Below are 22,347 nucleotides of genomic sequence, written 5' to 3'. Positions count from 1 at the left end.
ATCACTCACCCGCGGGTCAATGCCCCTGCCCCTACTTCGGCGGAGCCGGAAACTTCACAACCGGTCCCTTCGCCTCCTGCCCCGGCGGCAGGTAGGCCGGCGCAGGATCGCCGGCCGGCGCCAGCGTCTTCACGTACCGGTGAATCGCGCGCAAATCCTCTGTTTTCATTGTCCGCAGGGCCCAGAACGGCATGGGCGGGCGCAATTCGGCGGTGCGGGCGAACTTGATCCATTCCTGTTCGCTCATCTTTTGCAGCGATAGCCGCAAATTCGGCGGATACGTCGTGCCCCAAGGACCCTGCCAGCCAAGCTGGTCGCCAGTGAGCCACTCCTTTTCCGGTACTTTGCCTCCAGACATCGCGAAGCCCGGGGTGTGGCAGTCGTTGCAGCCGCTGATCTCGACCAGGTAGCGGCCGCGGGCGATGGATTTTTCTTTGCCGGGCGCAGCGTGGGCCAGCGTCGAAGCGGCAATCACAACGCACAGTGCAGAGCGAGCAAAACGCACCATCGGATTCTCCTTCCAGGACGAGGAATGTTTCCGATGGATGATGCGGGAATTGCCTGAATTCCTGTTTTCAGAAAAGCATTTTATTGAGAATTCTCAACATTCCACCAATGGCATTACCCCGGAGATCCCTGCAACATTGACCAATGATCAATGCTGCTGCTCGCCCGGCGCGGCCGCATCGCCGGCCTCGCGTGCGTCCCTGGCCTTGGCTTTTTGCGCAGCGATATAACCGAGCACGATCACCATCACGCCGTGCGCCACACCGAGAAAGATCCAGTTACCCCCACGCTGGAAGAAGTAGACCATGCAGATGGCATTGAGGATGCCGCCCATGGAGGTCGGCACAAGGCGGACAATGGAACGAAGGTTCATGACAGGCGCTTCAGGATCGGTAAAACCGGAATGATAGGGTGTTTCCCCCGGACCGACAATTCCCGGATGCATGCCTTGCCTGTCGTGCAAGGCGCCGCCGCCCCCACCCTCTCCACCCCCACTGATCATTGATATCAGTTATTTACTTCGCGCCGTTGCCGCCAAAAGCCTTCTGCTTTTTCCAACGCCATGGCAGGATCGGTGCGGGTCTGACATTGCGCAGTCTCGTCCCAGCGCCTAGCCTGATTCATTGATACCCCCCAAAGCCATCATGCACAAACTACCGGATTCCCACCCCTTCCCGCCCGGCCGCGAGCGGGCACTGTTCCGGATGCTGCCGTCGCTGCTGATCGGCGGCTTGGCTGTGCCCGCAATCTTCGCACTGCTGGTGATGTATTTCGACCCGGCCTGGCAAGTGGGCCTGTTCATCGCTGCGGGCATCGCGATGGTGGATGTTCTGGCCGTGATTACGATGGCGGTCGGCTGCGTGCTGGTCATCGTGATGAAAGGTGATGCCTGGGGCGCGGACGACTACCCGCTTCCGGACGACACCGAGCCGCGCCAGAGGCGCTAGCCAGGCAAGCCGTACCGCATCATTATTTTTTTACCGGTAGCACTGCTTGCAGGCTGGTCTTCACCTCGATGAAACAGGGCTCCCTGGCCGCTAGCCCGCGGGCGATGGCCGCGTCTATCCCTGTCTCGTCCGTGATCGTTTCCGCCCGCATGCCGAAGCCGCGCGCAATCGCGGTGAAGTCGGGATTGAACAGGGACGTCCCCGGATACCGCCCGTCATAGGAACGTTCCTGGTGGATACGGATCGACGCATAGCAGGCGTTGTTCGACACGATGAACAGGATCGGCAGCTTGCGCTCGACGGCAGCAATCATCTCGTTCCCGGTCATCATGAAGCCGCCATCGCCCACCATGCAGACCACGCGGGCTTCGGGATGGCGCAGTTGGGTTGCGATCGCAGCCGGCGTGCCGTAACCCATGGCGCCGGCCAGCGGCGCCATCAGGCGCTGTGGATGGACAAAAGGAAAATGCCGGTAGACCGGCGCCGCGAAAGTTCCTGCATCCAGGCAAACATGGATGTTGTCCGGCGCTTGCGCTGCCAGCGAGCGCACCACTTCGTAAAACACCACGCCATCATCCTCCCGGCGCTGCGGCCAGGCCGCTATTTCCTGCTGCGTGGCGCGTAGCGAAGCGGCCCATGCGCGGCGCACGCCCGGGACAGCGGGAGGTGTGGCTGGCGTCAGCGCCCGCACCAGTGGCGCCGGGTCGCAAACCAGGCCGATCGTCGGCGCGAAATGCAGGCCGACCATGTGCGGGTCCGGATAGCAGTGCACGAAGGTCTGGGCCGGCTGCGGCAATGCCGGGAAGCTGTAATTCTGGCTGGTGACATCGTCGAAGCGGGTCCCGAGCGCAAGGATCAGGTCGCTGCTGGCGAACTGCTCGATCTGCCGCTGCGGATTTGCCAGGCCCAGGTCGCCGACAAATAGAGGATGGCTGTTCGGGAACACGTCGTGCCGGCGGAACGACACCGCCACCGGCACCTGCCATGCCTGCGCGAACGCCAGCAAGGCTTCGCGCCCGCCGGGCTGGTCGAAGGCGCCGCCGGCAATCACCAGCGGCCGTTCGGCGCGCTGCAGCAGGGATTCGATCTGCGCGATGGTCTCGGCGGTCGCGGTGACCGGGGCATTGGGCCGGGCGACGTAGTGGACCGCCGGCACGGCTTGCTGCTGCACGTCCTCCGGCACGGCGATCACCACCGGTCCGGGCGTGCCGGAAGTAGCGATGCGCACCGCCTTGAAAGCAATCTCGGCCAGTTGCGAAGGATCGGTCGCTTCAACCACCCATTTCGCGATCGAGCCGAACATCTTGTGATAATCGATCTCCTGGAAAGCCTCGCGCCGCAGGTCCTTCTTCGGTATCTGGCCGATTACCAGGATCAGGGGTATCGCGTCCTGCTGGGCAGTGTGCACCGCGATCGAGGCATTGGTCGCACCGGGACCGCGGCTGACCATCACCACGCCGGGTCGGCGCGTCAGGCGGCCGTCGGCGCAGGCCATGAAGCCGGCACCTGCTTCATGCCGGCAGGTGACCAGGTCGATCTGCGGAAAATCCGCGATCGCGTCCAGCAGGCCGAGGTAGCTCTCGCCCGGCACCTGGAAAATGCGGTCTATTCCATTGTCGGCAAGGACGGAAATGAATGCGTGGGAAGAAGTGTTCAATTGAAGGACCAGAAGTCGTGGGGCAGGAGCCGAAAAGAAAAGTCGCGAATCAGCAGACGCGAATCGGAATGCACCCGGCGGAGGGCGCCGGGCGACGCTGTCTTTGCTGTAGTCAATCGCGGAATATTAATCGCGGAAAGTCAGTCGCGGAATGAAGGGTCGCGCCGGTCGAGCAGGCGCAGCATCGCCGGCCATTCCATCACGCCGAAAGGACGGCGGGTGCCTGGCTGGTAAAGATGATGGGTACGCTCGATCACGGCTTGCGGCGGCATCACCAGTTCGGTCTGGCATGACATCGCATCGACCTGGGCACGGCAGGCCAGTTCCAGCCAGTACAGCGTGTTGAAGGCCTGGGCAATGTCGGGGCCGGCAGCCAGCAGGCCGTGGTTGCGCAGGATCATCGCGTTCGAATTGCCGAGATCGCGCACCAGGCGCTCGCGTTCGTCGAGGTCGATCGCCACGCTTTCATAGTCGTGGTAGGTGATGTCGCCGAAGCGCATCGCGGTTTGCGTCAGCGGCAGCAGTCCGCACTTCATCGCCGACACCGCCATGCCGGCACGGGTATGGGTATGGAGCACGCAACCGACCTCGGGCCGGGCGCCATGCACCGCGCTGTGTATCACGTAGCCGGCGGCATTGATACCGAAGGCCGGATCCGGGTTGAACACGATGTTGCCGGCAAGGTCGATCTTGACCAGCGAGGAAGCGGTGACCTCCTCGTACATGAGCCCGTAGGGGTTGATCAGCATGTGTTCTTCGCCGCCCGGCACGCGGGCGGTGATGTGGTTGTACACAAGGTCGCTCATGCCGAAATGCGCCACCAGCCGGTAGCAGGCGGCCAGTTCGACCCGGGTGTTCCATTCCGCTTCCGAAACCTGCGAACGGACATCGCTGACTGCAGCGTTCATGTTTTCTCCATCATTTGAATCGGGATCCCTGCGCCAGCGGCTGGCGCAGGGGTCCGGTCACTGTCTTCCCTTGCTGCCCGGGCCGGTGCTAGTCGATCTTGGTGCCGGTGTCGCGCACGAGCTTGCTCCAGCGCTCGTTTTCGGCCTTGATGTGCGCGGTGAATTCTTCCGGCGTGCTCTTCAGGATTTCCGAGCCCATGCCCAGCAGCTTCTGTTGCGGTGCCGGTTCATCCAGGATCGCATTGAGTTCGCGGTTCAGCTTGGCGATGATGGCCGGAGGCGTCCCGGCCGGGGCCAGCATGCCGAGCCAGGCGCCGACCTCGAAGTTGGGGACACCCATTTCATTGAGCGTGCGCACTTCCGGCAAATGGCTGGAACGCTTCATCGTGCTGACCGCCAGCGGCTTGAGCTTGCCGCTCTTGATGTGCGGCATCATCGAGACCACCGTATCGAAGGTCATGTCGACCTGGCCGCCGATCAGGTCGGTTTGCGCCTGGCTGCTGCCCTTGTATGGAACGTGCGTGAGCTTCATCCCTGTTCGCTGCATCAGCAACGCCATCACCAGATGGCTGGTAGTGCCGTTGCCGATCGATGCGAAGGTCAGCGCGCCCGGATTGGCCGCCGCTTTGGACTTCAGGTCCTCGAATGAATTGATCGATGATTTCGTGTTTACCACCAGCGAGTACGGCAACCAGGTGTGGAGTCCGATCGGCGCGAAGTCGCGCATCGGCTCGTACGTGAGGTTCTTGTACACATAAGGGTTGATGCTCATCGGCGCGGTGGCGGACACCACCAGCGTGTAGCCATCCGGCTTGGCCTTGGCCACAACGGCGGCGCCGATGCTGCCGCCCTGCCCCGGCCGGTTCTCGATGATGAAAGGCTGGCCCAGGCGTGCGGCAAAGCGTTCGGCCAGCACACGGGCGACGCTGTCGGTGGCGGTGCCAGGCGGGAAGCCGACCACCAGCGTCACCGGCCGGTTGGGGTAGCCGGCCGCAGCGTCCTGCGCCATGGCGGCTGGCACTGCGGCCAGCGAGGCGGTGGCGACGGCGAGGGCAATGCTTTTTCTTATGAATGTCATGGGGTCTCCTTGATAAATTTTATTTTGAGTTGCCGAAACCGTCGTCGATCATGACTTCGATCAGGTTCGGCTTGCCGCTGGCGACAGCCTGCTGCAATACGTGACGCAGGTCCGCCGGCTCGGTAATGCGTTGCGCCTGCATGCCGAGACCGGATGCCAGCGCCACGAAATCCAGCGGCGGATCGCGGAAATCCATTCCTGTGAAGCGGTCTGTCTTGCGGCCCGCCAGCAAGCGCTCCTTGATGATACGGTAGCTGCGGTTGTTCAGGATCACATAGGTGACCGGCAAGCCGAGATGGGCCGCGCTCCACAGCGCCTGGATGCTGTACAGCGAGCTGCCGTCACCGATCGCGGCCACCACCGGCCGCCCCGGCTGCGCCAGGCTGATCCCGACCGCGCCCGGAACGGCAAAGCCAAGGCCGCCGCTGGCCAGGCCGTAAAAGCTGTGCGGGTCGCTGGCTGGCAGCAGGTTGGTCAGCGCGATGGTTGAGGTCAATGCTTCCTCCACCACGATGGCATTGGCCGGCAGCGCCGCGACCAGTTCCAGCATGAGATAGCGCGGATCGATCGGTTGCGCCGACGCCGCCGCCCGCGCGACCGTGCGCGCCTGCTCGCGCCTGGCGCTCCAGTTGCGCGCAGAAATCGTGGCCAGCCTTTGCTCTGCCCGCGATGCCATGGCGGGCGTGCGCAGTGCCTTCAATACCGGCAGCAGCGCGCGCAGGGTTTCGCCGACATCGGCCCGCAGCGCCATCTCGGTCGGGTAATTTTTCCCCAGTTCCCAGTCGCGTTCGGTGACGTGGATCACCGGCATGCCATCCGGCAGCGGTTCGACCGGGCTGTAGGGCGACATGCGCAGCAGGTCCGCGCCCAGGCACAACAGCAAGTCGTGCGGCAGCAGCGTGGCACGCACCTTTTCCTGGTTGCGGGTCAGGTCGCCCATGCAGGCCGGATGATCGGACGGAAAGCGGGCGTTATACGGTACCGGCTCCTGGTAAACCGCTGCGCCGAGTAGCATGGCCAGTTCGCCGGCTTCCTCGAACAAGCCGTGGCTGGCCAGTTCGCGGCCGGCGATGATGACCGGGTTTTCAGCCCGCAACAGGCGCTCGGCCATGCGCGTGATGGTGTCGTCGGAGGGACGGTTGGCGGCATCCACCCGCGTCGGCGTTCCGAGATCGATCTCTGCTTCCTGGTCCAGCACGCTGCCGGGCAGGCTGATGAACACCGGCCCCATGGGCGGCGTCATGGCGATCTTGGCGGCGCGCCGGATCACGCGCGGCAAGTCTTCTATCCGGGTCACCTCGAACGACCATTTGACCAGCGGCTGCGCCACCGGCACCAGCGGCTCGTACAACAAGGGCTCGGTCAGGCCATAGCCGATCTCATACTGTCCGGCGGTGATGATCAACGGCGAGCCCGAGAATTTTGCGCTGTACAGCGCACCCATCGCGTGTCCAAGGCCCGGCATGCAGTGGAGGTTGACTGCCGCCAGCTTGCCGGAGGCGCGGGCAAAGCCGTCCGCCATGCCAAGCACGCATGATTCCTGCAGGCCCAGCACGTATTTCAGCTGCGGAAATTGCGGCACCGCTTCCATGATCGCCAGCTCGGTGGTGCCGGGGTTGCCGAACAGGTGGGTCACACCTTCATCGACCAGCAGCTGCAGGAATGCATCGCGGCCGGTAATTTTTTGTTTAGCCATGTATTGGTGCGTGCCCGATCAAAATGTCGGCAAGCCGAGCGCCGTGCGGAACCGCTCCTTGACAAAAGCGCCGTCGCGCGAAGGCAATGCGCGCGGTTTTTCTTCGGCGCGAATCGCCACCCTGGCCAGGAAGGTCCCCTCGCGCTGGCCCGAGCGGCGCGCAATGGCCGCCACCGAATCCATGTCGCTGACGTCGAAAGCATCGGCGATGCTGCAGGCCCGTGCCACCGATGACAGGTTGGTGCCGAGGCTGCTGTGGCTGCGCTGCATGCCGGTTTCGCCGAAATGACCGTTGTCCAGGATGACAATGCCCAGATTGGGCGGCCGCTGCACGCCGATGGTCGCCAGCGCGCCGATGCCCATCAGGGCCTCGCCGTCGCCGGTAATCACCAGCACGCTGCGTTCTGGCTGGGCCAATGCCAGTCCGAGGCCAATTGCGGCAGCGCCGCCCATCGCGCCCCACAAGTAAAAGTTTTCAGGCCGGTCCCCGGCCGCAAACACGTCATAGGCCGGCGAGCCGAGCCCGGTCACGACAAGCGCCTGCGGGCAGGCAGCCAGCAGACTGGCGACGAATTCGCGGCGATCGACCGCACGGCTGTCCATGTTTTGATCCATCGCTTCACCCATCGCTTCACCCATCACTTCACCCATTTTTTCCGCCCGATCAGTTTTTGCGACAGCAGCACGGCGACCGCGTCGCCCGCCTGGAAGGCCATGTCGAATCCGGCACTTACCGTATCGGCGACCTGCTCCGGCGTGTCGGCCCGAAGCACGGTCACGCCCATCAGCTCCAGCGATGCCTGGGTGGCGCGGCCCATCGGCCCCTGCCAGGGATTGAACTCTGCCCATTCGCCGCGCATGGTGATGATGGTGAAGAACGGAAAACGGCAGTTCTGAACCAATGACAGCATGTTGATGCAATTGCCCACGCCGCTGCTTTGCATCAGCAAGGCTGCGCGCTGGCCGCCAAGCCAGGCGCCGCAAGCCACTGCCACGCCCTCTTCCTCGGTGGTCAGCACCACCGGGCGCATGTCGGGATCTGCATGCACCCGACGGATCACGTGCGCATGGCCTGCATCCGGCACGTAGGCGACCTGCCTGACTCCGCCTTCCTTCAGGATGCTGAAGATCTCTTCCTGCCACGGCAGGACCGCAGTATCTGCTCCACTCATGTTTATATTTAGTATCAATTCAGGGAAAGGCACATGATAGGAATGGCAGAATGGCGTGTCCAATCAAGAAAACGACCGGCTTCGATCAATTTTCGGCATACCAGCATCGGCAGTGCGGGACAAAATGCGGCAAAAGCGGGGCAGCGATGCCCTGCAAGCCGCCAGCGATGGTGCCAGCCGGCCTGAAGGCAATGGGGAATACAAGTGGATATCAAACAGCTGCGCGCACTGCTCGCGATCGCAGATACCGGCAGCGTGTCGCGCGCGGCCGAAGCCTTGCACATAGTCCAGCCCGCGGTATCGCGGCAGCTGCGCATGCTGGAAGAACACCTGGGCGCGGCCCTGTTCTCGCGCGGCCGGCGTGGCATGGAGTTGACCGAGGCGGGCCAGATACTGGTGGAGCATGCGCGCCGCGCCTTGCGTGAACTGGACCAGGCCGCCGCCGAGATCGCGCCGGTCCCCGGCACCGTGACCGGCGCTGTCACGATCGGCCTGCTGCCCAGCACTGCCGACCTGTTGGCGGCACCGCTGGTGATCTCGCTGAAGCGGCAGTACCCGCGGCTGTCGGTACGGATCGCCACCGGCTATGCAGGCTATTTGCAGAAATGGCTGGAAGCCGGCGAAGTCGACGTCGTCATGTTGTATGACCCGAAGCCTTCTGCCGCGCTCGAAACCGAGCCCTTGCTGGACGAGGTGCTGTACCTGGTCGGGCCGGCAGGCGCAGACCTTGATCCGTCGCGGCCGGTGCCGCTGGCTTTCGTGGAAAACAAGCCGATGATATTGCCCAGCCTGCCGCATGGCTTGCGGCTGTTGATCGACAAGGCTTGCGAGGAGCAAGGGATACCGCTGACCATTGCCGCCGAGACGAATGCGATGAACGTGCAGAAGAACCTGGTGATGAACGGGCTGGGATATACCTTGCTGCCGAGCGTGGCGGTGGCGGAGGATCTTGCGAGCAAACTGCTGACGGCGGCGCCGATCACCCAACCGGACCTGGATCGCCGCATCGTCCTGGGACGACGCGCCAATTCAAGCCCGTCGGTTGCGATACGGTGCGCGGCGAACGAGTTGCGCACGCAGATCAAAGCGGTGGTGGATCAGGGGAAGTGGCCGGGGGCGAGGTGGTTGGGGTGACAGGCCTGCACGTTTGTCATTGGCACTGCGAGATGCTGCACAACTTCAACTCCGGTATGACGCTATTGGAGTCCATCCGCCTTGGTGGGCGCTTGTAGCGTTCTGGCTCGGTGGTTTTGCCGTTTTGCGGTTTTGCGGCTCTTTGGCTTGCGGGTGGTGTGGCTGGGTTTGGTGGTTGTGGTTGTGAAGCCGGGAGACACCCCGGCAGGTGTGTAACTTTCTTTTGGAAAAGAAAGTCACCAAAGAAACCAAATTCAAAACCCACTTGGCCAACGCCCCCCTCCGATAGCCAACCAGACTCGGATGTCTGGGCTAACCCAGTGCGACCTTCGCGAGAAATGATCCCTCGGCTGTACGCCGCTTACCTAATCAGCCAACCCCATGAAGTGTCTTATACCGATGCCCGGCGCACCGTTGACTCTTAAATTTTTTCGAAGCTTCAAACAAGCGACCGAATATGAGATCAGCGAATATGGGGTCAGATCTTGATATGTACCGAACGATTGTGCAGTAAAAGTCAAGACCTGACCCCAGCAATGCCGAGGCTGCAAACAAGCGACGGAGGGGATCTGTTCAAAGTCGGGCAAAGAACAGCAGAGATGCCCGGAGTACCCGCGCCCCTTGGCAGCCCAACCTGAAGAATCAATTAGCGGCTTCGAAAACAATTGGGAGTCAACGAGCGGTGGTGTGCGGTCGGCGGCATTGAAGCGGGTTGACTGATCCCGGTCAGAGGCGAACGTGTGGCAGGGCTTTCCTCGCGAAGGTCGCACTGGTTCGGCCCAGGCGTCCGAGTCTGGTTGGCGTTCGAAGCGGGCGTTGGCCAAGTGGGTTTTGACCTGCTTTTCTTTGGTTCCTTTCTTTTTCCAAAAGAAAGGAACACACCAGCCGGGGTGTCTCCCGGCTTCACAACGACAACCATCAAACCCAGCCAAACGAACCGCAAGCCACCAAAAAAATCACCAACAATAGTTCGCCCGAAATCAAAACAGAAAATCCAGCGGCAGCACAGTAAGCAAATCCTGCCCGATCCCGCTCCAGACCGACCTGCCTGGCTCAGCATCATGCACCACGCCAGGCACCCCATCCTTCTGCTCGGTCCATTGCAATCCCCCTGATTCCCTCAGCCCGACACGATAAGACGTGCTCGGAATAGCCGTGAGGAACGCATTGGCCAGGCGCTTGGCCAGTACCGGGCTGTCGATCAGGAAGCCCATTTCGGTATTGGTGTCGCGGGAGCGGCGGTCGAGGTTGTACGATCCGACAAAGAAACGGGTGTCATCGATCGCCATTACCTTCGCATGCAGGCTGGTGCCACTGCTGGTAGGCAAGCTGCCGCGAAGCAGCCGGTGCTTTGGCCGTTGCGGCATTCCCGCTAGACGTTTCATTTCAAACAACTCGACGCCGCCAGCCACCAGGGGCAAGCGCCATTTTGCGTACGCGGCGTGAACGATCGAGACATCGGTCGCTTCCAGCGAATTGGTCAGTATCCGGACCTTGATCCCCGCTCGGGCCAATGCGGTGAAATTCTTCACGGCCCCGGCCGTCGGCACCAGATAGGGCGAGATGATATGCAGGCTTCGCTCCGGCTTGCCGACCATCTCCCGGAAGCGGCTGATCAGGAACTCGCTCTCCGCGGCCTGGCCCAGGCCTTTTGCCGGCGCATCGACCACCAATGCCACCGGTGCCCACTCCAGCGACAAGCTTCCCCGCAGCAGGTCCTTCACAATCGGCAACTGCCTCAATGCATCCAGATAGGCATGGGCAGCAAGCACATCCTCTGCCGAAGTCAGCTTGTCGCCTCCCTCATCCGATGCCATGACGAGGGTCTCGTCAAGTCGCCCCGGAACGGCAGGCGGCAACAAGGACTCGGCCGGATAGGCCGAGTCGCTGGTCCAGTATTGCGCGAAGCTGCGCGCAACTTCATTGACCACCGGACCAACGGCCATCACGTCCATATCGGCAAAGGTGGTGCTGTCGGTGACATCGAAATAGGCATCGCCGATATTGCGCCCACCGACTATCGTCGCCTGATTGTCGACCGTGAAGGATTTGTTGTGCATGCGACGGTTCAACCGGCCGAATTCAGTCAGGTAGTTGAGCAAGCGCGCCCGCCGCAGCGTGAAAGGATTGAACAGTCTGACTTCGATATTGCGGCAGGCAGCAAGGTCGGCCAGGACCACGTCCAGGCTCGAGGTGTTGTTGTCGTCCAGCAGGATCCTGACACGCACCCCGCGATCGGCTGCTCGCAGAAGAGCCTGGAAAAGCCGCGATCCGGAGTGGTCGTTGCGCCAGATGTAGGACTGCACGTCGATCGAGCGCTCGGCGGCATCGACCAGCTGTATCCTCGCCGCGAATGAGTCGCCGGCATCCGGCAGAGGATAGATTCCCGAATGGCCGGGATGGGCACTTGCAAGCCTGGCTACCGCGCGACCCAGCGTCGTATTACCGGTATCTCCGGTCGGTACGATTGGCTTGCGCGCATCCAGCGAAGGCAATGCCGCGCATCCGGCCATCACGAGTGCCAGCAAGCAGGCAAGGACTGCCCTGCCGGTGGCGCACCAGAAGATCGTGCCGGAAGATGGTATCGCCATGAGAGACCTGCCCGCCCATGATTGATGGAACTGCTGGTGGAGTCTAGCGCGTCAGGAGAATCCCGGGTTGACGGAATCTGCATCGGACAAAGGGCCGCGCAACAAAGGGATGGCTGAGACGGGATGGCTGCGAAGGGATGAATGCGACTGGCTGGGTGAACCGGCACCACGCACCGCCATGGCGCGCCACGCCGTCATGCCATATCAGCAATGTCATCAAGCAGTAATGTTGCAAATAGACAATGCACTCATCATTCTCAACCAGATGCGCGGCATCGTTCAATGCGTGACACAGGAAAGTTCTCGTACGTCGTCCCGATTCCGCACCCAGTTCAGATTTTCCGAGGAAACCATCCGAAGGATTGTTGGACTGCTAGCAGTCATGCTGATCTGCGTTGTCGGACTGGAGACCCGGATCCGGGTGCAGGAGCAGGAATCCCTGGCAATTACAGTGCTGCGCGATCGCGAAGCGATCAGTGCTGGACTTCATGCGAGTCATCAAACCCAGTATCTGCGGGCCGGGATTGCTTCCTTGCTGATCATCCTGGCCGCCGCTTCCATCATCCATGTGTTTGGCCGCAAGCAGCGACTTTACGTCCAGCTGGAGCACGCACAGCGGCAAAAGCAGGATCTGATCGAGCAACTGCGCGAAGAACGTAACCGCGCCTTCCAGCTCGCATCGCATGACTACCTGACAGGAATTCCGAACCGGATGGAATTCCTGGCGCTGGGGCACAAGGAACTGGCGCGCGCCCGGCGCAGCCGCAAACTTTGCGCCCTCTTCTTCCTGGACCTGGACAAGTTCAAGCCTGTGAACGACACCCTCGGCCATGCCGTGGGCGACGAGCTTCTCAAGGCAGTGGCAGTTCGCCTGCGCGGCCTGGTCAGGGAATACGACCTGCTCGGCCGCTTCGGCGGGGACGAATTCGTCCTGCTGGTTGCAGAGCTTCCGTCCGAGGATCATATGTCAGCGCTCGCCAGGAAGTTGATCGACGCCATATGCACGCCCTTCCTCGACATCGAAGGCCATGACATCGAGATCAGCGCCAGTATCGGCATCGCACTCGCTCCGCGCGATGGTAATGACATGGCGACGCTGCTGGCTCGCGCAGACAGCGCGATGTACCTTGCAAAAGGAAGCGGCCGCGGAAATTTCCGGTTCTGCGATCCCGCGCTCAACGAAACCACCGCCCGCCGCTACGAGCTGGTGTCACGCTTCCGGCGTGCTATCAGCGAAAATGAATTCTGCCTGCATTACCAGGCACGGGTCAGGCTGTCCGATTTTTCCATCGCCGGGCTTGAGGCGCTGGTCAGGTGGCGCCATCCGGAACATGGACTGATCTATCCGAGCGAATTCATACCGCTGGCAGAGACGAATGACTTGATCGGATTGCTCGGTGAATGGGTGATCGATGCCGCCTGCCGGCAATTGCGGCTTTGGCAGGACGCCGGATTGCCGGTGGTTCCGGTGGCCGTCAACATCTCGGCCAGGCAGCTCAACGACGGCTCGCTGTCACGGCGGGTAATGGAGGCACTGGAGGCGCATGACATCGCGCCCTGCCTGCTGGAACTGGAGGTGACCGAAAGCTGCTTCATGGAAAATGCCCATTCCGCCACGGAGCAATTGCTGAATCTCCAGCAGATCGGAATAAAGATATCGCTCGACGACTATGGCACCGGTTTTTCCAGCCTGAACCAGCTCAAGCGCCTGCCGGTGGGCGCCATCAAGATCGACCGCTCCTTCGTCCAGGACATCCGCAACGATACCAGCGACATGATGATCGTTTCGTCCACCATCATCCTCGCGCATAACCTCGGATTGCGTGTGGTTGCCGAGGGCGTCGAGAGCAGCGAGCAGCTGGTTCATCTCAAAACCGCAGGCTGCGACGAAGTCCAGGGTTTTTATTTCCACCGTCCGGGTGCGCCGGAGTCGATTCCCGCCCTCTTGCTGCGCGCGCCGCTCATTCCGGTCAACGCATGCGGCTTCGTTGCGGCAGCGCCATCTGCGAGCTTCAGCTCCTGAACGATGTGTAGCCCTCCGGCGAGATTTCCCACGCCGGATTGTGGGCGATCTCCCAGACATGCCCGTCCGGGTCGGCAAAGTAGCCGCTGTACCCGCCCCACGGCTGCGCCTCCGGCTCGCGCAATATGCTGGCCCCGATGGACCGGGCCAGCGAAATGATGGAGTCGACCTCGTCGCGACCGCCGACGTTGTGGGCGACCGCGAAGGTATGGCCATTACGTGCCACCGGCACCCGGATATCGGCTTCAAATGCCGCTCGGGACCAGAGCGCGAACACGAAGCCATTGAACTGGAAAAAAATTACTTCGCCGTTATCGAAAACCGGTGACCAGCCCAGGCCGCTGCAATAAAACGACCTGGAAGCGGCAAGATCCTCGACCGGGAGCGTAATGACTGCTACACGCTGCTCCATATGCATCCTCATCTGGAATTGATGTTGCCAGCCTGGACGCATCTTCAGGCTGCGACGTCCGGTCACAGACCTTACACCGTTCTCGTGCGAAGCGGGAACCTTCACTTGTTACCTGAATTTTGGCGAGCCCGGCGAGAACTTGTGAGACACGGATAGCAGCCGGCTGCTGATTGTCAGCCTGGCTTGCGCCGGTGCCTGCTGGGAAATCTCGAAACGCAGCGATCCGTCAATCGAGAGGAAGTTGATCATGCTGCCGAAGGCCAATGCGTTCTCGGTTTGCGTTATCGTCAATACCGGCTGGCCTTTTACTGCATCCAGGATATCCGGCAATTGTTCGCGCAAGGAATCGCCGATGAAAAGCATGTGGACCATGGAACGCGGTGCGCTGGGCTTGAGTTTGCTGACGATGATCGGGCGCCCCTGCAACTGCCTGCTGGCTATCATGCGAACGAGCTCGTCGGCGATGTCATCCGCGCCCATGATTCCGACCCGAAGCGGGCTGTCCGGGCTGGCGAAGCTGCCGTCAGGCCATTCGACCAGTCCGGAAAAATGAAACAGATATGCAGTCTTGACCAGTCGCTCGGCGCGAATTTCATCGGCTTGCGCCAGCGCCGGACAAAGCGCCGCCAGCGCTGCCACTGCGATGAGCAGGACAAGCCAAATGCACTGCACTCCAGTGTTAACAGGTCGTATCAGGATCTCATTGCCGCCATGTCAGTTTTGTGAAAACCCTGGTCGCCATGGTGGCACGCAGTGCCGGGTCGCCAAATTCGGCGTGCGCGGTACCGAAGAGATTCTGGCCATAAATGGAGAGTTCAAGGTTCTTCGCCAGCTTCCAGCCGAAGCGCGCATCGATCGCATTGTAGGAATCCACCGGGAACAGTCCCAGCGAAGAAACCCGCCGCACGGAAACGTCGATTTCCTTGCCCGGACCGACATTCCAGTACGAGCGCAACTGCGCTGTCTGGCCCGCGGTTGCGCCAGCAATGGCAACCACCCCGTCCGTGGGACTGCTCGGCCGGCCGCGGTAGGTCTCGGTCAGGGCGGTCAGTCCTCCGGCAAGGCGCCATTTGGGGGTGACTTTCCACTCGCCCCACATTTCAATTCCGAGCGAATTGCCGTCTGCCGTGTTTGCCGTTGAAAAAGGGATGCCGCCGGTCTGCGTGGTCACTGCAGTCAGCTTGTCGTAGAAATTCCGGTACACGCTTGCTGCGAAGCTGCCGCGACGGCCCTGGGTACGGTAGCCGACTTCGACCACATCGACGATCTCGGAACGCATGTTCGGGTCGCCTTGAAAGATGACAGGGCCGCCTGGCACCCTGAGCACGAAGTCGGTGTCCAACCGGGACGGTCCGCGGGCGCCGCGGGATACAGCGCTCCATAGCAGATGTTCAGGCAACAGGCGCCAGGCCAGCCGCGCACTGGGCAAGGCGTCGACTGTGCCATAGGCACCTCTTTCGATGCGCAGGCCCGCGGTCATTTTCAGGTTCGGGCGCAGAGCCACCTCGTCCTGCACGAACAGGCTTAGCCAATGCTGCCGTACGCTATCCGGGAACATGCCGTAACTGGCGCTATTGTTGGTCCGATCCCAGGCATGGCGGTAATTGCCGCCCAGGGTCAGGCTATGGCGGCCGACGGCCGGCAAATTGCGCTGGAATTCGAAGTCCAGGGTATCGGTTGCGTCGTCCGCAGCGGGTTGCATGGTGCGGGCCGAGTGATCGTAATAGGCCTGGATTGCCAGCGACCCGCCATCGTCAGTGGGCCGGGTCCAGCGTACGGTGCCGTTCAGTCCCTGGAAGCGCACGCGCGGAAAAGGACCTGGCGCATTGATGTTGATCGCGCCCGGCTCGGGTTGTCCTGACGAACCGGAGAGTGCATTCACCTGCGCGCTGAATTTCTCCGGTCCACGGTTCCAGTCACCGCGCGCCCCGACCGTGTGGCTGCGCCAGTCGTCCATGGTGTGTTTTCCATCGGCCTCGCGGACGCTGCTGCCGCGATCCAGTACCCGTCCGTATACTCGGTAACTTGCACTCTCCCCGAGCTGCCCGCCGTAGCGAAAACTGCTGTCGCGCGCACGCTCGCCGGCATTCAGGCTGACGAGCGCGCCCTGGGTCGCGTGGGCCGGGCGCGTGATGATGTTGATCACGCCATTCACCGCATTCACACCCCACAGCACGCCGGCCGGACCGCTGATGACCTCGATGCGCTCGATGTCCTCCAGCATCATCTCCTGCGCATCCCACAGCACGCCCGAGAAGAAGCCCGAGTACACCGATCGGCCGTCGACCAGTACCAGCATCTTGTTCGGGCCGGTATAGACAGCCAGGTTATGCCCCCTGGCGCTGACATAGCCAGGGATGCCGTTATCGGATGCTACCTGCAGGTTCGGTGCCAGCCGGAGAACCTCCGTCAGCGTGGTCGCTGTCGAGCGACGGATGTCTTCGGCGGTGATCACATAGACAGACGACGGCGCGTCCGCCAGCGGCTCCGGCTTCTTGGAAACCGACGTCACCTGCAGGTTGACCAGCTCCTCCGGTGACATCTTCAGGACGCTGTCCGCTGTCAGTTGGGCCCGCGCCGCTGGAATCAACGCCAGCTGCATGACCAGCAGCAGTGGAATACATCCGCATGGCCGCCTGGCCGTGATCCTGCAGTCTCTATTCATGGTGTCTCGATCTCCTGTTGAGCCGAAATAGGACGCTGCCGGGACGGCAGGGGGATGTGTTGCTACCCCGAATAAATTGGAACCATGTGCTCGGGTACCGAACTATTGCGTCCGGGAACCACTTTTCCCATCGAGGCTTCCTGCGACAACAGATGTTATGAAAAACACTAATCTTCTAACAATTGTTGTTTGGCAAGAATGGGTGACCGATGGTTACCGGGTTATCACCGGATTAGCCTGCTGTCCGAATGAAAGCGGCCCGCCCCCCCGGCGCTGGATAAAGGACGGCACGGGCGGGCGCCCCAGGGTCCGGTTTACTAACATTTGCCATCCGGGATAGCGTTTGGGACCTGCCACTCTTCCTGCCTGCAGCGCCGGGCACCACGCCTTCAGTCGTGGCTGCCGAGCGATGTCGTCCTGTGATCGGGGGGAATGCCGATGAAGTGGCTGCACGGCTGGCTGGCGAAGCAACCCTTGAGCGCCAAGCTCAAGATGGCGAACCTGGTCACCAGCGGGACGGTGATCGTCCTGTCCAGCATCTTCCTGCTCTTCCTGCAAGCATGGCTTTCCATCCACGCCTTGCTGGACCGGACCCGGACAGACGCCATGATGACCAGCGAAAACCTGGCGGTCGCGATGGTTTTCCAGGACCGGAAATCGGCCCAGGACATCCTGTCGTTCCTTCATGCATCCCGGGCAATCCAGTCGGCCTGGGTGTACGACAAGCATGGGAAGCTGTTCGCCGACTACCATCGAAGTGGCGTCCCCGCTTCCCCGGATCCGGCACCGGAGGCGCTCCCCGCGGGACGTGCCGGTGAACGCATTTCCTGGAAACAAGTTGGCTGGCACCAGGCGTTCAACTACCAGGGAGAGCCGCTCGGTACCATCCTCGTGCTGGCCGACGTCAATATCCTGTACACCCAACTACTGAGCTATATCGGCATGCTCGTCCTGCTGCTGGCTGCCAGCCTGACGCTGGCGAACCTGGCGCTGACGCGGATACAGGCACTGATCACGCAACCCTTGCAGTCCTTGTCGCACACCGCCGGAGAAATTTCCGAACGGGGTGACTTTTCGATCCGTGCCAAGGTTCACCCGGGCGGCGACATCGGGCGCATGGCCCAGACCTTCAACACCATGCTGGACCGCATCCAGCGACGCGAGGTCGAACTGACCGAAGAGATCAGTCAACGGGAACGGGTGCAGAAACAACTCGACTACCTGGCGCATTTTGACAATGTCACGGGCCTGCATAACCGTCACTATTTCAACGAGCAACTGGAACTGACGGTGGGCCGGGCCTGTCGGCTGCAGCAGTGCGCCGCGCTGATATTCATCGACCTCGACAACTTCAAGACCTTCAACGACACGCTCGGCCACGCGACGGGCGACGAAGTGCTGCGCATCGTCGCCCAGCGGGTTTCACATACGGTGCGCGCCGACGACGTGCTATCCCGGGTCGGCGGCGACGAGTTCGCCATTATCGTCAGGGACATTCCGGATGTGCAGCTGGCCGAGCGGGTCGCGCAGAAATTTCTCGAAGCGCTGGCGGCGCCGGTATTCATCGGCGGCACCGAGATTTTCATCAGCGCCAGCATTGGCATCAGCGTCTGCCCGGATGACGCGACCGACATGCAGGACCTGCTGAAATATGCCGATTCCGCCATGTATCACGCCAAGAACAGCGGCAAGAATGGCTATTGCATCTTTGCGCCATCGATGCGCGGCGCTGCCGAGCGGCGTTTTGCCATTGAAGGAAGCATGCGCAGGGCGCTGGAGCGCAACGAACTGCAGTTGCTGTACCAGCCGAAGGTCGACATGTTGTCCGGACGTATCATCGGCGCAGAAGCCCTGGTGCGCTGGCACTCACCGGAGCTGGGGCTGCTGGGCCCGCATGAGTTCATCCCCCTGGCCGAGGAGACCGGGATGATCATCCAGATCGGCGAATGGGTGCTGCGCACCGCATGCGAGCAGTTGAAGTGCTGGCATGACGACGGACACAGGCACCTGGAAATGGCGGTCAACCTCTCCGGACGTCAATTGCGCGAGCCGAATTTCGTGCGCCAGGTGGAGGACGTGGTCGCACGCACCGGCATCGATCCGCGCGCACTGGAACTGGAGCTGACCGAAAGCATGCTGATGGATGCCGGAAACCCGACCATCGAAAAACTCCATGCCCTCCGGTCGATAGGCATCGGCCTGGCCATTGACGACTTCGGGACCGGCTATTCATCGATGAGCTACCTGAAAATGTTCCCGATCAATACCTTGAAGATCGACCAGAGCTTCGTACGCGACCTGCCGGGAGACAGCGGCGACTGCGCAATCGTACAGACCATCCTGGCGCTGGCGCACAACCTGCAACTGCAGGTGGTCGCGGAGGGGATAGAAAAGCGCGGCCAGGCCGACTTCCTGCGCACGCACGGTTGCGGGAAGGCACAGGGCATGCTGTATGGCGCGCCGATGACGCATGAAGAACTGGCCCGCATGCTGGCGGCAGAGGCCTTGGCTGGATCCGGCCAGGGAGCACAGGCTACGTAGTAGCAGTCCCGCCTGCCGAGCTGGCCCTGATGGGTCAGGGCCAGCGCAGAACCTGGCCTGGCGCCTGAATCAGGTGTCGGCCCACATCCGCAGCAGGTTGTGATACGTGCTGGTCAGTCCAACCGTGGCCGGGTCGGTTTCCCCCATCAATGAGCGCAGGCGGATCAGGTTCTGGTCCATGTTGAACAGCAAGGCACGCTGCTCTTCGCTGCGCACCATGCTCTCGATCCAGAAAAAGCTGGAAGTACGCCGGCCGCGTGTTACCGGCTCCACCCCGTGAAGGGTATTGGCGGGATACAGAACCATGTCACCCGCCGGCAGTTTCACCCGGTGCCCGGACGGGCTGTCCATGATCTCCAGTTCGCCCCCATCGTATTGATCCGGTTCGGACAGGAACAGGGTGCAGGACAGGTCGGTGCGAACCAGGTTTCCGCTGCCGACGAAGCGCACAGCGGTGTCGACATGCTTGCCGAAGGTATTGGCCTGGCCCCCATAGCTGTTGAACAGCGGCGGCGAAATCTTTTTCGGCAGCGCCGCCGAGAAAAACAGCTCATGACGCTTGAGCGCATACAACACCAGTTCGCGCACCGCCTGCGCCTGCTCGCAGGCTTCAGGCAGTTGCAGGTTGTTCTTCACCTGCGCCGCCTGCTCCCCCGCAGTCGGCCGGCCGTCGCTCCACGGCGCGCTGTCGAGCAGCGCCCTGGCCCGTCGGACCTCGTCCTTGGACAACACGTTTTGCAGATGAAGAATCATGATGGCCTTTGCTAGAAGCGGGCAATCAGCGACAACAGCGCCGTGCGCGGCGCACCGGTGATCACGAAGCCCGGATAGAGCTGGTCGCCGTAATTGCGGTTGGCGACGTTGTTGACGTTGAGCTGGGCGGTGTATTTTTCATTGAAAACATATTCCGCCATCAAGTCGCCAACCACGTAGCCAGGCGCCTGCGCAGTAGTCGAGGCCGCGCCAGAGGTTCCCTGCAGCGGACGGTTCTGCGATGCGCCGTGCAGGCCGCCGGCAACGCGCAACTGCGGCGTTACCTGGTAGCTGAGCCAGGCCGCGCCGCTTTGCCGCGGCGTCAGGCCGACCCGCGAGCCGACCACATTGGCCTGGGCGCTGCCGATCTGGTCAATTACCGCCGTCGGGATCAGCGAATACGACAGGTACAGCTCCAGCTTGCGCGTCAGGCGTCCGACCACGTCGAGCTCAATTCCCTGTGAATGGCGGCGGCCGGACAGCAGGTAAGCGCTGCCCGCGAAATCGGCGTCAGTTGTGCGCTCGTTGAATTTTTCAGTATGGAAGATCGCGGCGCGGGTCGACAATTTTCCATCCAGCCAGTCCAGCTTCGCGCCCAGTTCGATATTCCGGCTCTTCTCGGGCGGGGTGTTGGCATTTTGCGCGGTCACGAACTGATAGGTATCGGCCGAGGTGTTGAAGGAGGTGCCATAGGAAAAGTGAAAGGAAGCGCGGTCGGTCGGCTGGTACAGCACGCCGCCCCGGTAGCTGAACGGCGATTCGGACAAGCTGGTGGTGGTTTCCGACGGCGCACCGCCGATCGGATAGGCAATCTGCCTGAAGCGGCCGTTGAAATGGTCGAAGCGGATGCCGCCCAGCAGTTTCCACGCCGGTGCGATCTGCACCAGGTCCTGCGCATACAGGCCGATTGCCTGCGCCGAATAGGCACTGTTGGGCCGGAAGGTCGGGATCGCGTTCAACTGCAGGCCGGCATCCGGATTGCCGGCCGTGGTCGAGCCCTTGTTGAAGTTGGTGGTGACCGCGCCATAGGCGCCATAGCGGTCGGCCTCCTCGACCGCGGCATCGATGCCGGCCGTGATCTTGTGCTCCAGGCCGAACCAGTTGTACTTGTCGTTGTAGTCGCTCTGCAGGTAGGTGCCGCGGTACTGGTCCTTGCGCGGAGCCAGGCCGACCAGATTGAGCCTGGTCGATCCAGTCAGGTTGGCGGGCGTGGTGCCGGCGGCAAAGCTGGCGGTGGTACCCCACTGCGAGCGATCGAACTGACCGACCCGCAACTGGCTGCGCAACTCGGCGCCCTCGCCGAACCGATGGATGTGCGAAGCCGTCGCATAACTCGCGGTGCCGAGCACATAGTCGCTGTTCGTGCCATAGAAGTTGCCGGCATTCAGGTCCGGCACGGTGCCGCCAAGGTAGCGCACGCCGGCCATCGGCACGTTGTCGGTCTCGAGATGGAAGAAACCGAGGCTGACTTCGTCGCGCGTGCCTATGCCCCAGGAGTAGGTGGGTGCGATGCCGAACTTGTCCACTTCCGCGCCCTTGTTCCCGGCCTTCGTTCGCATCACGTTAAGCCGCAATGCTTCATTTTCGCCGGTCTTGAAATTGAAGTCGCCGGTGACGCGTGCGTTGCCATGGCTGCCGACCGTGGTCATCACTTCATGCTGGGTGGACAGGAAGGGCTTCTTGGTCACCTGGTTGATCACGCCGCCGGTGGAGCCGCGGCCGAACAGCATGGACGCGGAACCGCGCATGACTTCCACCCGATCGACGTTGAAGGTATCACGGTCGTATTGCGAGGGATCGCGCATGCCGTCGATCAGCAGGTCGCCGGTGGTGGCAACAGGAAAGCCGCGCAGGCGGATGTCCTGGTCGGTGCCGTTCTCGGTCGCCGCGAAGGTGATGCCGGCGGAATAGTGCAAAGCTTCACGCAGCGTCGTCAGCTTGGCGTCGTCCATCAGCTTTTCGGTCATCACGTTGATCGACTGCGGGATGTCGCGGATCGATTGCTGGCCTTTGCCGATGCTGGAGGTGCTGGTGCGGATGGATTCCTTGGCCTCGTTTTCGCGCGCACCTTTTACTTCGACCGCTGGCATCACCTGGTCAGCGGTGGCAGCGGTCTGGGCGAGTGTCGACATCGAAGTCGCGAGCATCATGGCGCCGAGCGCCATGCGGGGTGAAGGACGGCTGGAAGGCCGGTCAGCGAGAGCGGGAATGGCATGGTCCGGCGCGAGGCCGGGGGTGAATCGTTCAGACATGGTCAAACCTT

At 62.0% G+C, this 22,347-nt stretch carries 18 protein-coding genes; 4 read left to right on the top strand and 14 right to left on the bottom strand.

Going from position 1 to position 22,347, the window contains the following annotated elements; genetic code table 11:
* Nucleotides 1–31: 31 nt before the first annotated feature.
* Nucleotides 32–508 carry a cytochrome C gene (locus FVE66_RS06945; protein ID WP_151446680.1) on the bottom strand — a complete coding sequence of 159 codons (477 nt, stop codon included), beginning with the start codon at nucleotides 506–508 and terminating at the stop codon, nucleotides 32–34.
* 147 nt (nucleotides 509–655) lie between these two features.
* Nucleotides 656–952 (bottom strand): hypothetical protein, encoded by a 297-nt coding sequence (locus FVE66_RS06940; protein WP_151446679.1) that lies wholly within the window; start codon nucleotides 950–952, stop codon nucleotides 656–658.
* Between the two features lie 199 nt (nucleotides 953–1,151).
* Here FVE66_RS06940 and FVE66_RS06935 point away from each other — a divergent pair, with 199 nt between their 5' ends.
* Nucleotides 1,152–1,454, top strand: a complete 303-nt coding sequence (locus FVE66_RS06935) for a hypothetical protein (RefSeq protein WP_151446678.1) — start codon at nucleotides 1,152–1,154, stop codon at nucleotides 1,452–1,454.
* Nucleotides 1,455–1,476: 22 nt separating this feature from the next.
* Here the strand turns inward: FVE66_RS06935 and FVE66_RS06930 are convergent, their stop codons facing one another.
* The 6 genes from FVE66_RS06930 to FVE66_RS06905 form a co-directional block, all read right to left on the bottom strand.
* Nucleotides 1,477–3,111 (bottom strand): thiamine pyrophosphate-dependent enzyme, encoded by a 1,635-nt coding sequence (locus FVE66_RS06930; protein ID WP_241673068.1) that lies wholly within the window; start codon nucleotides 3,109–3,111, stop codon nucleotides 1,477–1,479.
* A gap of 140 nt (nucleotides 3,112–3,251) precedes the next feature.
* A complete protein-coding gene (locus tag FVE66_RS06925; protein WP_151446676.1) occupies nucleotides 3,252–4,019 on the bottom strand; it encodes a class II aldolase/adducin family protein in 768 nt (255 codons plus the stop codon).
* Between the two features lie 88 nt (nucleotides 4,020–4,107).
* Entirely contained in the window at nucleotides 4,108–5,097 is a 990-nt protein-coding gene (locus FVE66_RS06920; RefSeq protein WP_151446675.1) for a Bug family tripartite tricarboxylate transporter substrate binding protein, read from the bottom strand.
* Nucleotides 5,098–5,116: 19 nt separating this feature from the next.
* Nucleotides 5,117–6,793 carry a thiamine pyrophosphate-binding protein gene (locus tag FVE66_RS06915; protein WP_151446674.1) on the bottom strand — a complete coding sequence of 559 codons (1,677 nt, stop codon included), beginning with the start codon at nucleotides 6,791–6,793 and terminating at the stop codon, nucleotides 5,117–5,119.
* Between the two features lie 18 nt (nucleotides 6,794–6,811).
* Nucleotides 6,812–7,444: a thiamine pyrophosphate-dependent enzyme gene (locus FVE66_RS06910; RefSeq protein ID WP_241673067.1), complete on the bottom strand. Its 633-nt coding sequence runs from the start codon at nucleotides 7,442–7,444 to the stop codon at nucleotides 6,812–6,814.
* Nucleotides 7,432–7,965, bottom strand: a complete 534-nt coding sequence (locus FVE66_RS06905) for a thiamine pyrophosphate-binding protein (protein ID WP_151446673.1) — start codon at nucleotides 7,963–7,965, stop codon at nucleotides 7,432–7,434. Before FVE66_RS06905 ends, FVE66_RS06910 begins: the two co-directional genes overlap by 13 nt.
* A gap of 204 nt (nucleotides 7,966–8,169) precedes the next feature.
* On the opposite strand from FVE66_RS06905, the gene FVE66_RS06900 reads away from it, so the two are divergent.
* A complete protein-coding gene (locus tag FVE66_RS06900; protein WP_151446672.1) occupies nucleotides 8,170–9,099 on the top strand; it encodes a LysR family transcriptional regulator in 930 nt (309 codons plus the stop codon).
* Nucleotides 9,100–10,079: 980 nt separating this feature from the next.
* On the opposite strand, the gene FVE66_RS06895 is transcribed toward FVE66_RS06900, so the two are convergent.
* Entirely contained in the window at nucleotides 10,080–11,690 is a 1,611-nt protein-coding gene (locus FVE66_RS06895; RefSeq protein WP_151446671.1) for a phospholipase D family protein, read from the bottom strand.
* 382 nt (nucleotides 11,691–12,072) lie between these two features.
* Between FVE66_RS06895 and FVE66_RS06890 the strand changes: the two genes are divergently transcribed.
* Nucleotides 12,073–13,713, top strand: coding sequence for a putative bifunctional diguanylate cyclase/phosphodiesterase (locus FVE66_RS06890; RefSeq protein ID WP_241673064.1), 1,641 nt, complete (start codon nucleotides 12,073–12,075; stop codon nucleotides 13,711–13,713).
* Here the strand turns inward: FVE66_RS06890 and FVE66_RS06885 are convergent.
* From FVE66_RS06885 to FVE66_RS06875, 3 genes are all read right to left on the bottom strand, one after another.
* Complete coding sequence (locus FVE66_RS06885) at nucleotides 13,703–14,125, bottom strand: VOC family protein (protein WP_151446670.1); 423 nt, start codon at nucleotides 14,123–14,125, stop codon at nucleotides 13,703–13,705. The genes FVE66_RS06890 and FVE66_RS06885 overlap by 11 nt on opposite strands.
* A gap of 108 nt (nucleotides 14,126–14,233) precedes the next feature.
* Nucleotides 14,234–14,764 (bottom strand): TOL_0243 family YfiR-like periplasmic protein, encoded by a 531-nt coding sequence (locus FVE66_RS06880; RefSeq protein ID WP_206668722.1) that lies wholly within the window; start codon nucleotides 14,762–14,764, stop codon nucleotides 14,234–14,236.
* A 61-nt stretch (nucleotides 14,765–14,825) separates the two neighbouring features.
* Nucleotides 14,826–16,790: a TOL_0244 family TonB-dependent receptor gene (locus FVE66_RS06875; RefSeq protein WP_151446668.1), complete on the bottom strand. Its 1,965-nt coding sequence runs from the start codon at nucleotides 16,788–16,790 to the stop codon at nucleotides 14,826–14,828.
* 438 nt (nucleotides 16,791–17,228) lie between these two features.
* On the opposite strand from FVE66_RS06875, the gene FVE66_RS06870 reads away from it, so the two are divergent.
* On the top strand, nucleotides 17,229–19,331 hold the full coding sequence (locus FVE66_RS06870; RefSeq protein ID WP_151446667.1) for a putative bifunctional diguanylate cyclase/phosphodiesterase: 2,103 nt from the start codon (nucleotides 17,229–17,231) through the stop codon (nucleotides 19,329–19,331).
* 69 nt (nucleotides 19,332–19,400) lie between these two features.
* On the opposite strand, the gene FVE66_RS06865 is transcribed toward FVE66_RS06870, so the two are convergent.
* A complete protein-coding gene (locus FVE66_RS06865) occupies nucleotides 19,401–20,084 on the bottom strand; it encodes a Fe2+-dependent dioxygenase (RefSeq protein ID WP_151446666.1) in 684 nt (227 codons plus the stop codon).
* Nucleotides 20,085–20,095: 11 nt separating this feature from the next.
* Nucleotides 20,096–22,336: a TonB-dependent receptor gene (locus tag FVE66_RS06860; RefSeq protein ID WP_241673063.1), complete on the bottom strand. Its 2,241-nt coding sequence runs from the start codon at nucleotides 22,334–22,336 to the stop codon at nucleotides 20,096–20,098.
* Between the last annotated feature and the right edge of the window lie 11 nt (nucleotides 22,337–22,347).

Source organism: Lacisediminimonas profundi (genome assembly GCF_008831265.1).
Classification (GTDB): domain Bacteria; phylum Pseudomonadota; class Gammaproteobacteria; order Burkholderiales; family Burkholderiaceae_D; genus Lacisediminimonas; species Lacisediminimonas profundi.
The sequence above is the reverse complement of the archived record's forward strand: the minus strand, read 5'-3'. Positions and strand labels throughout refer to the sequence as shown.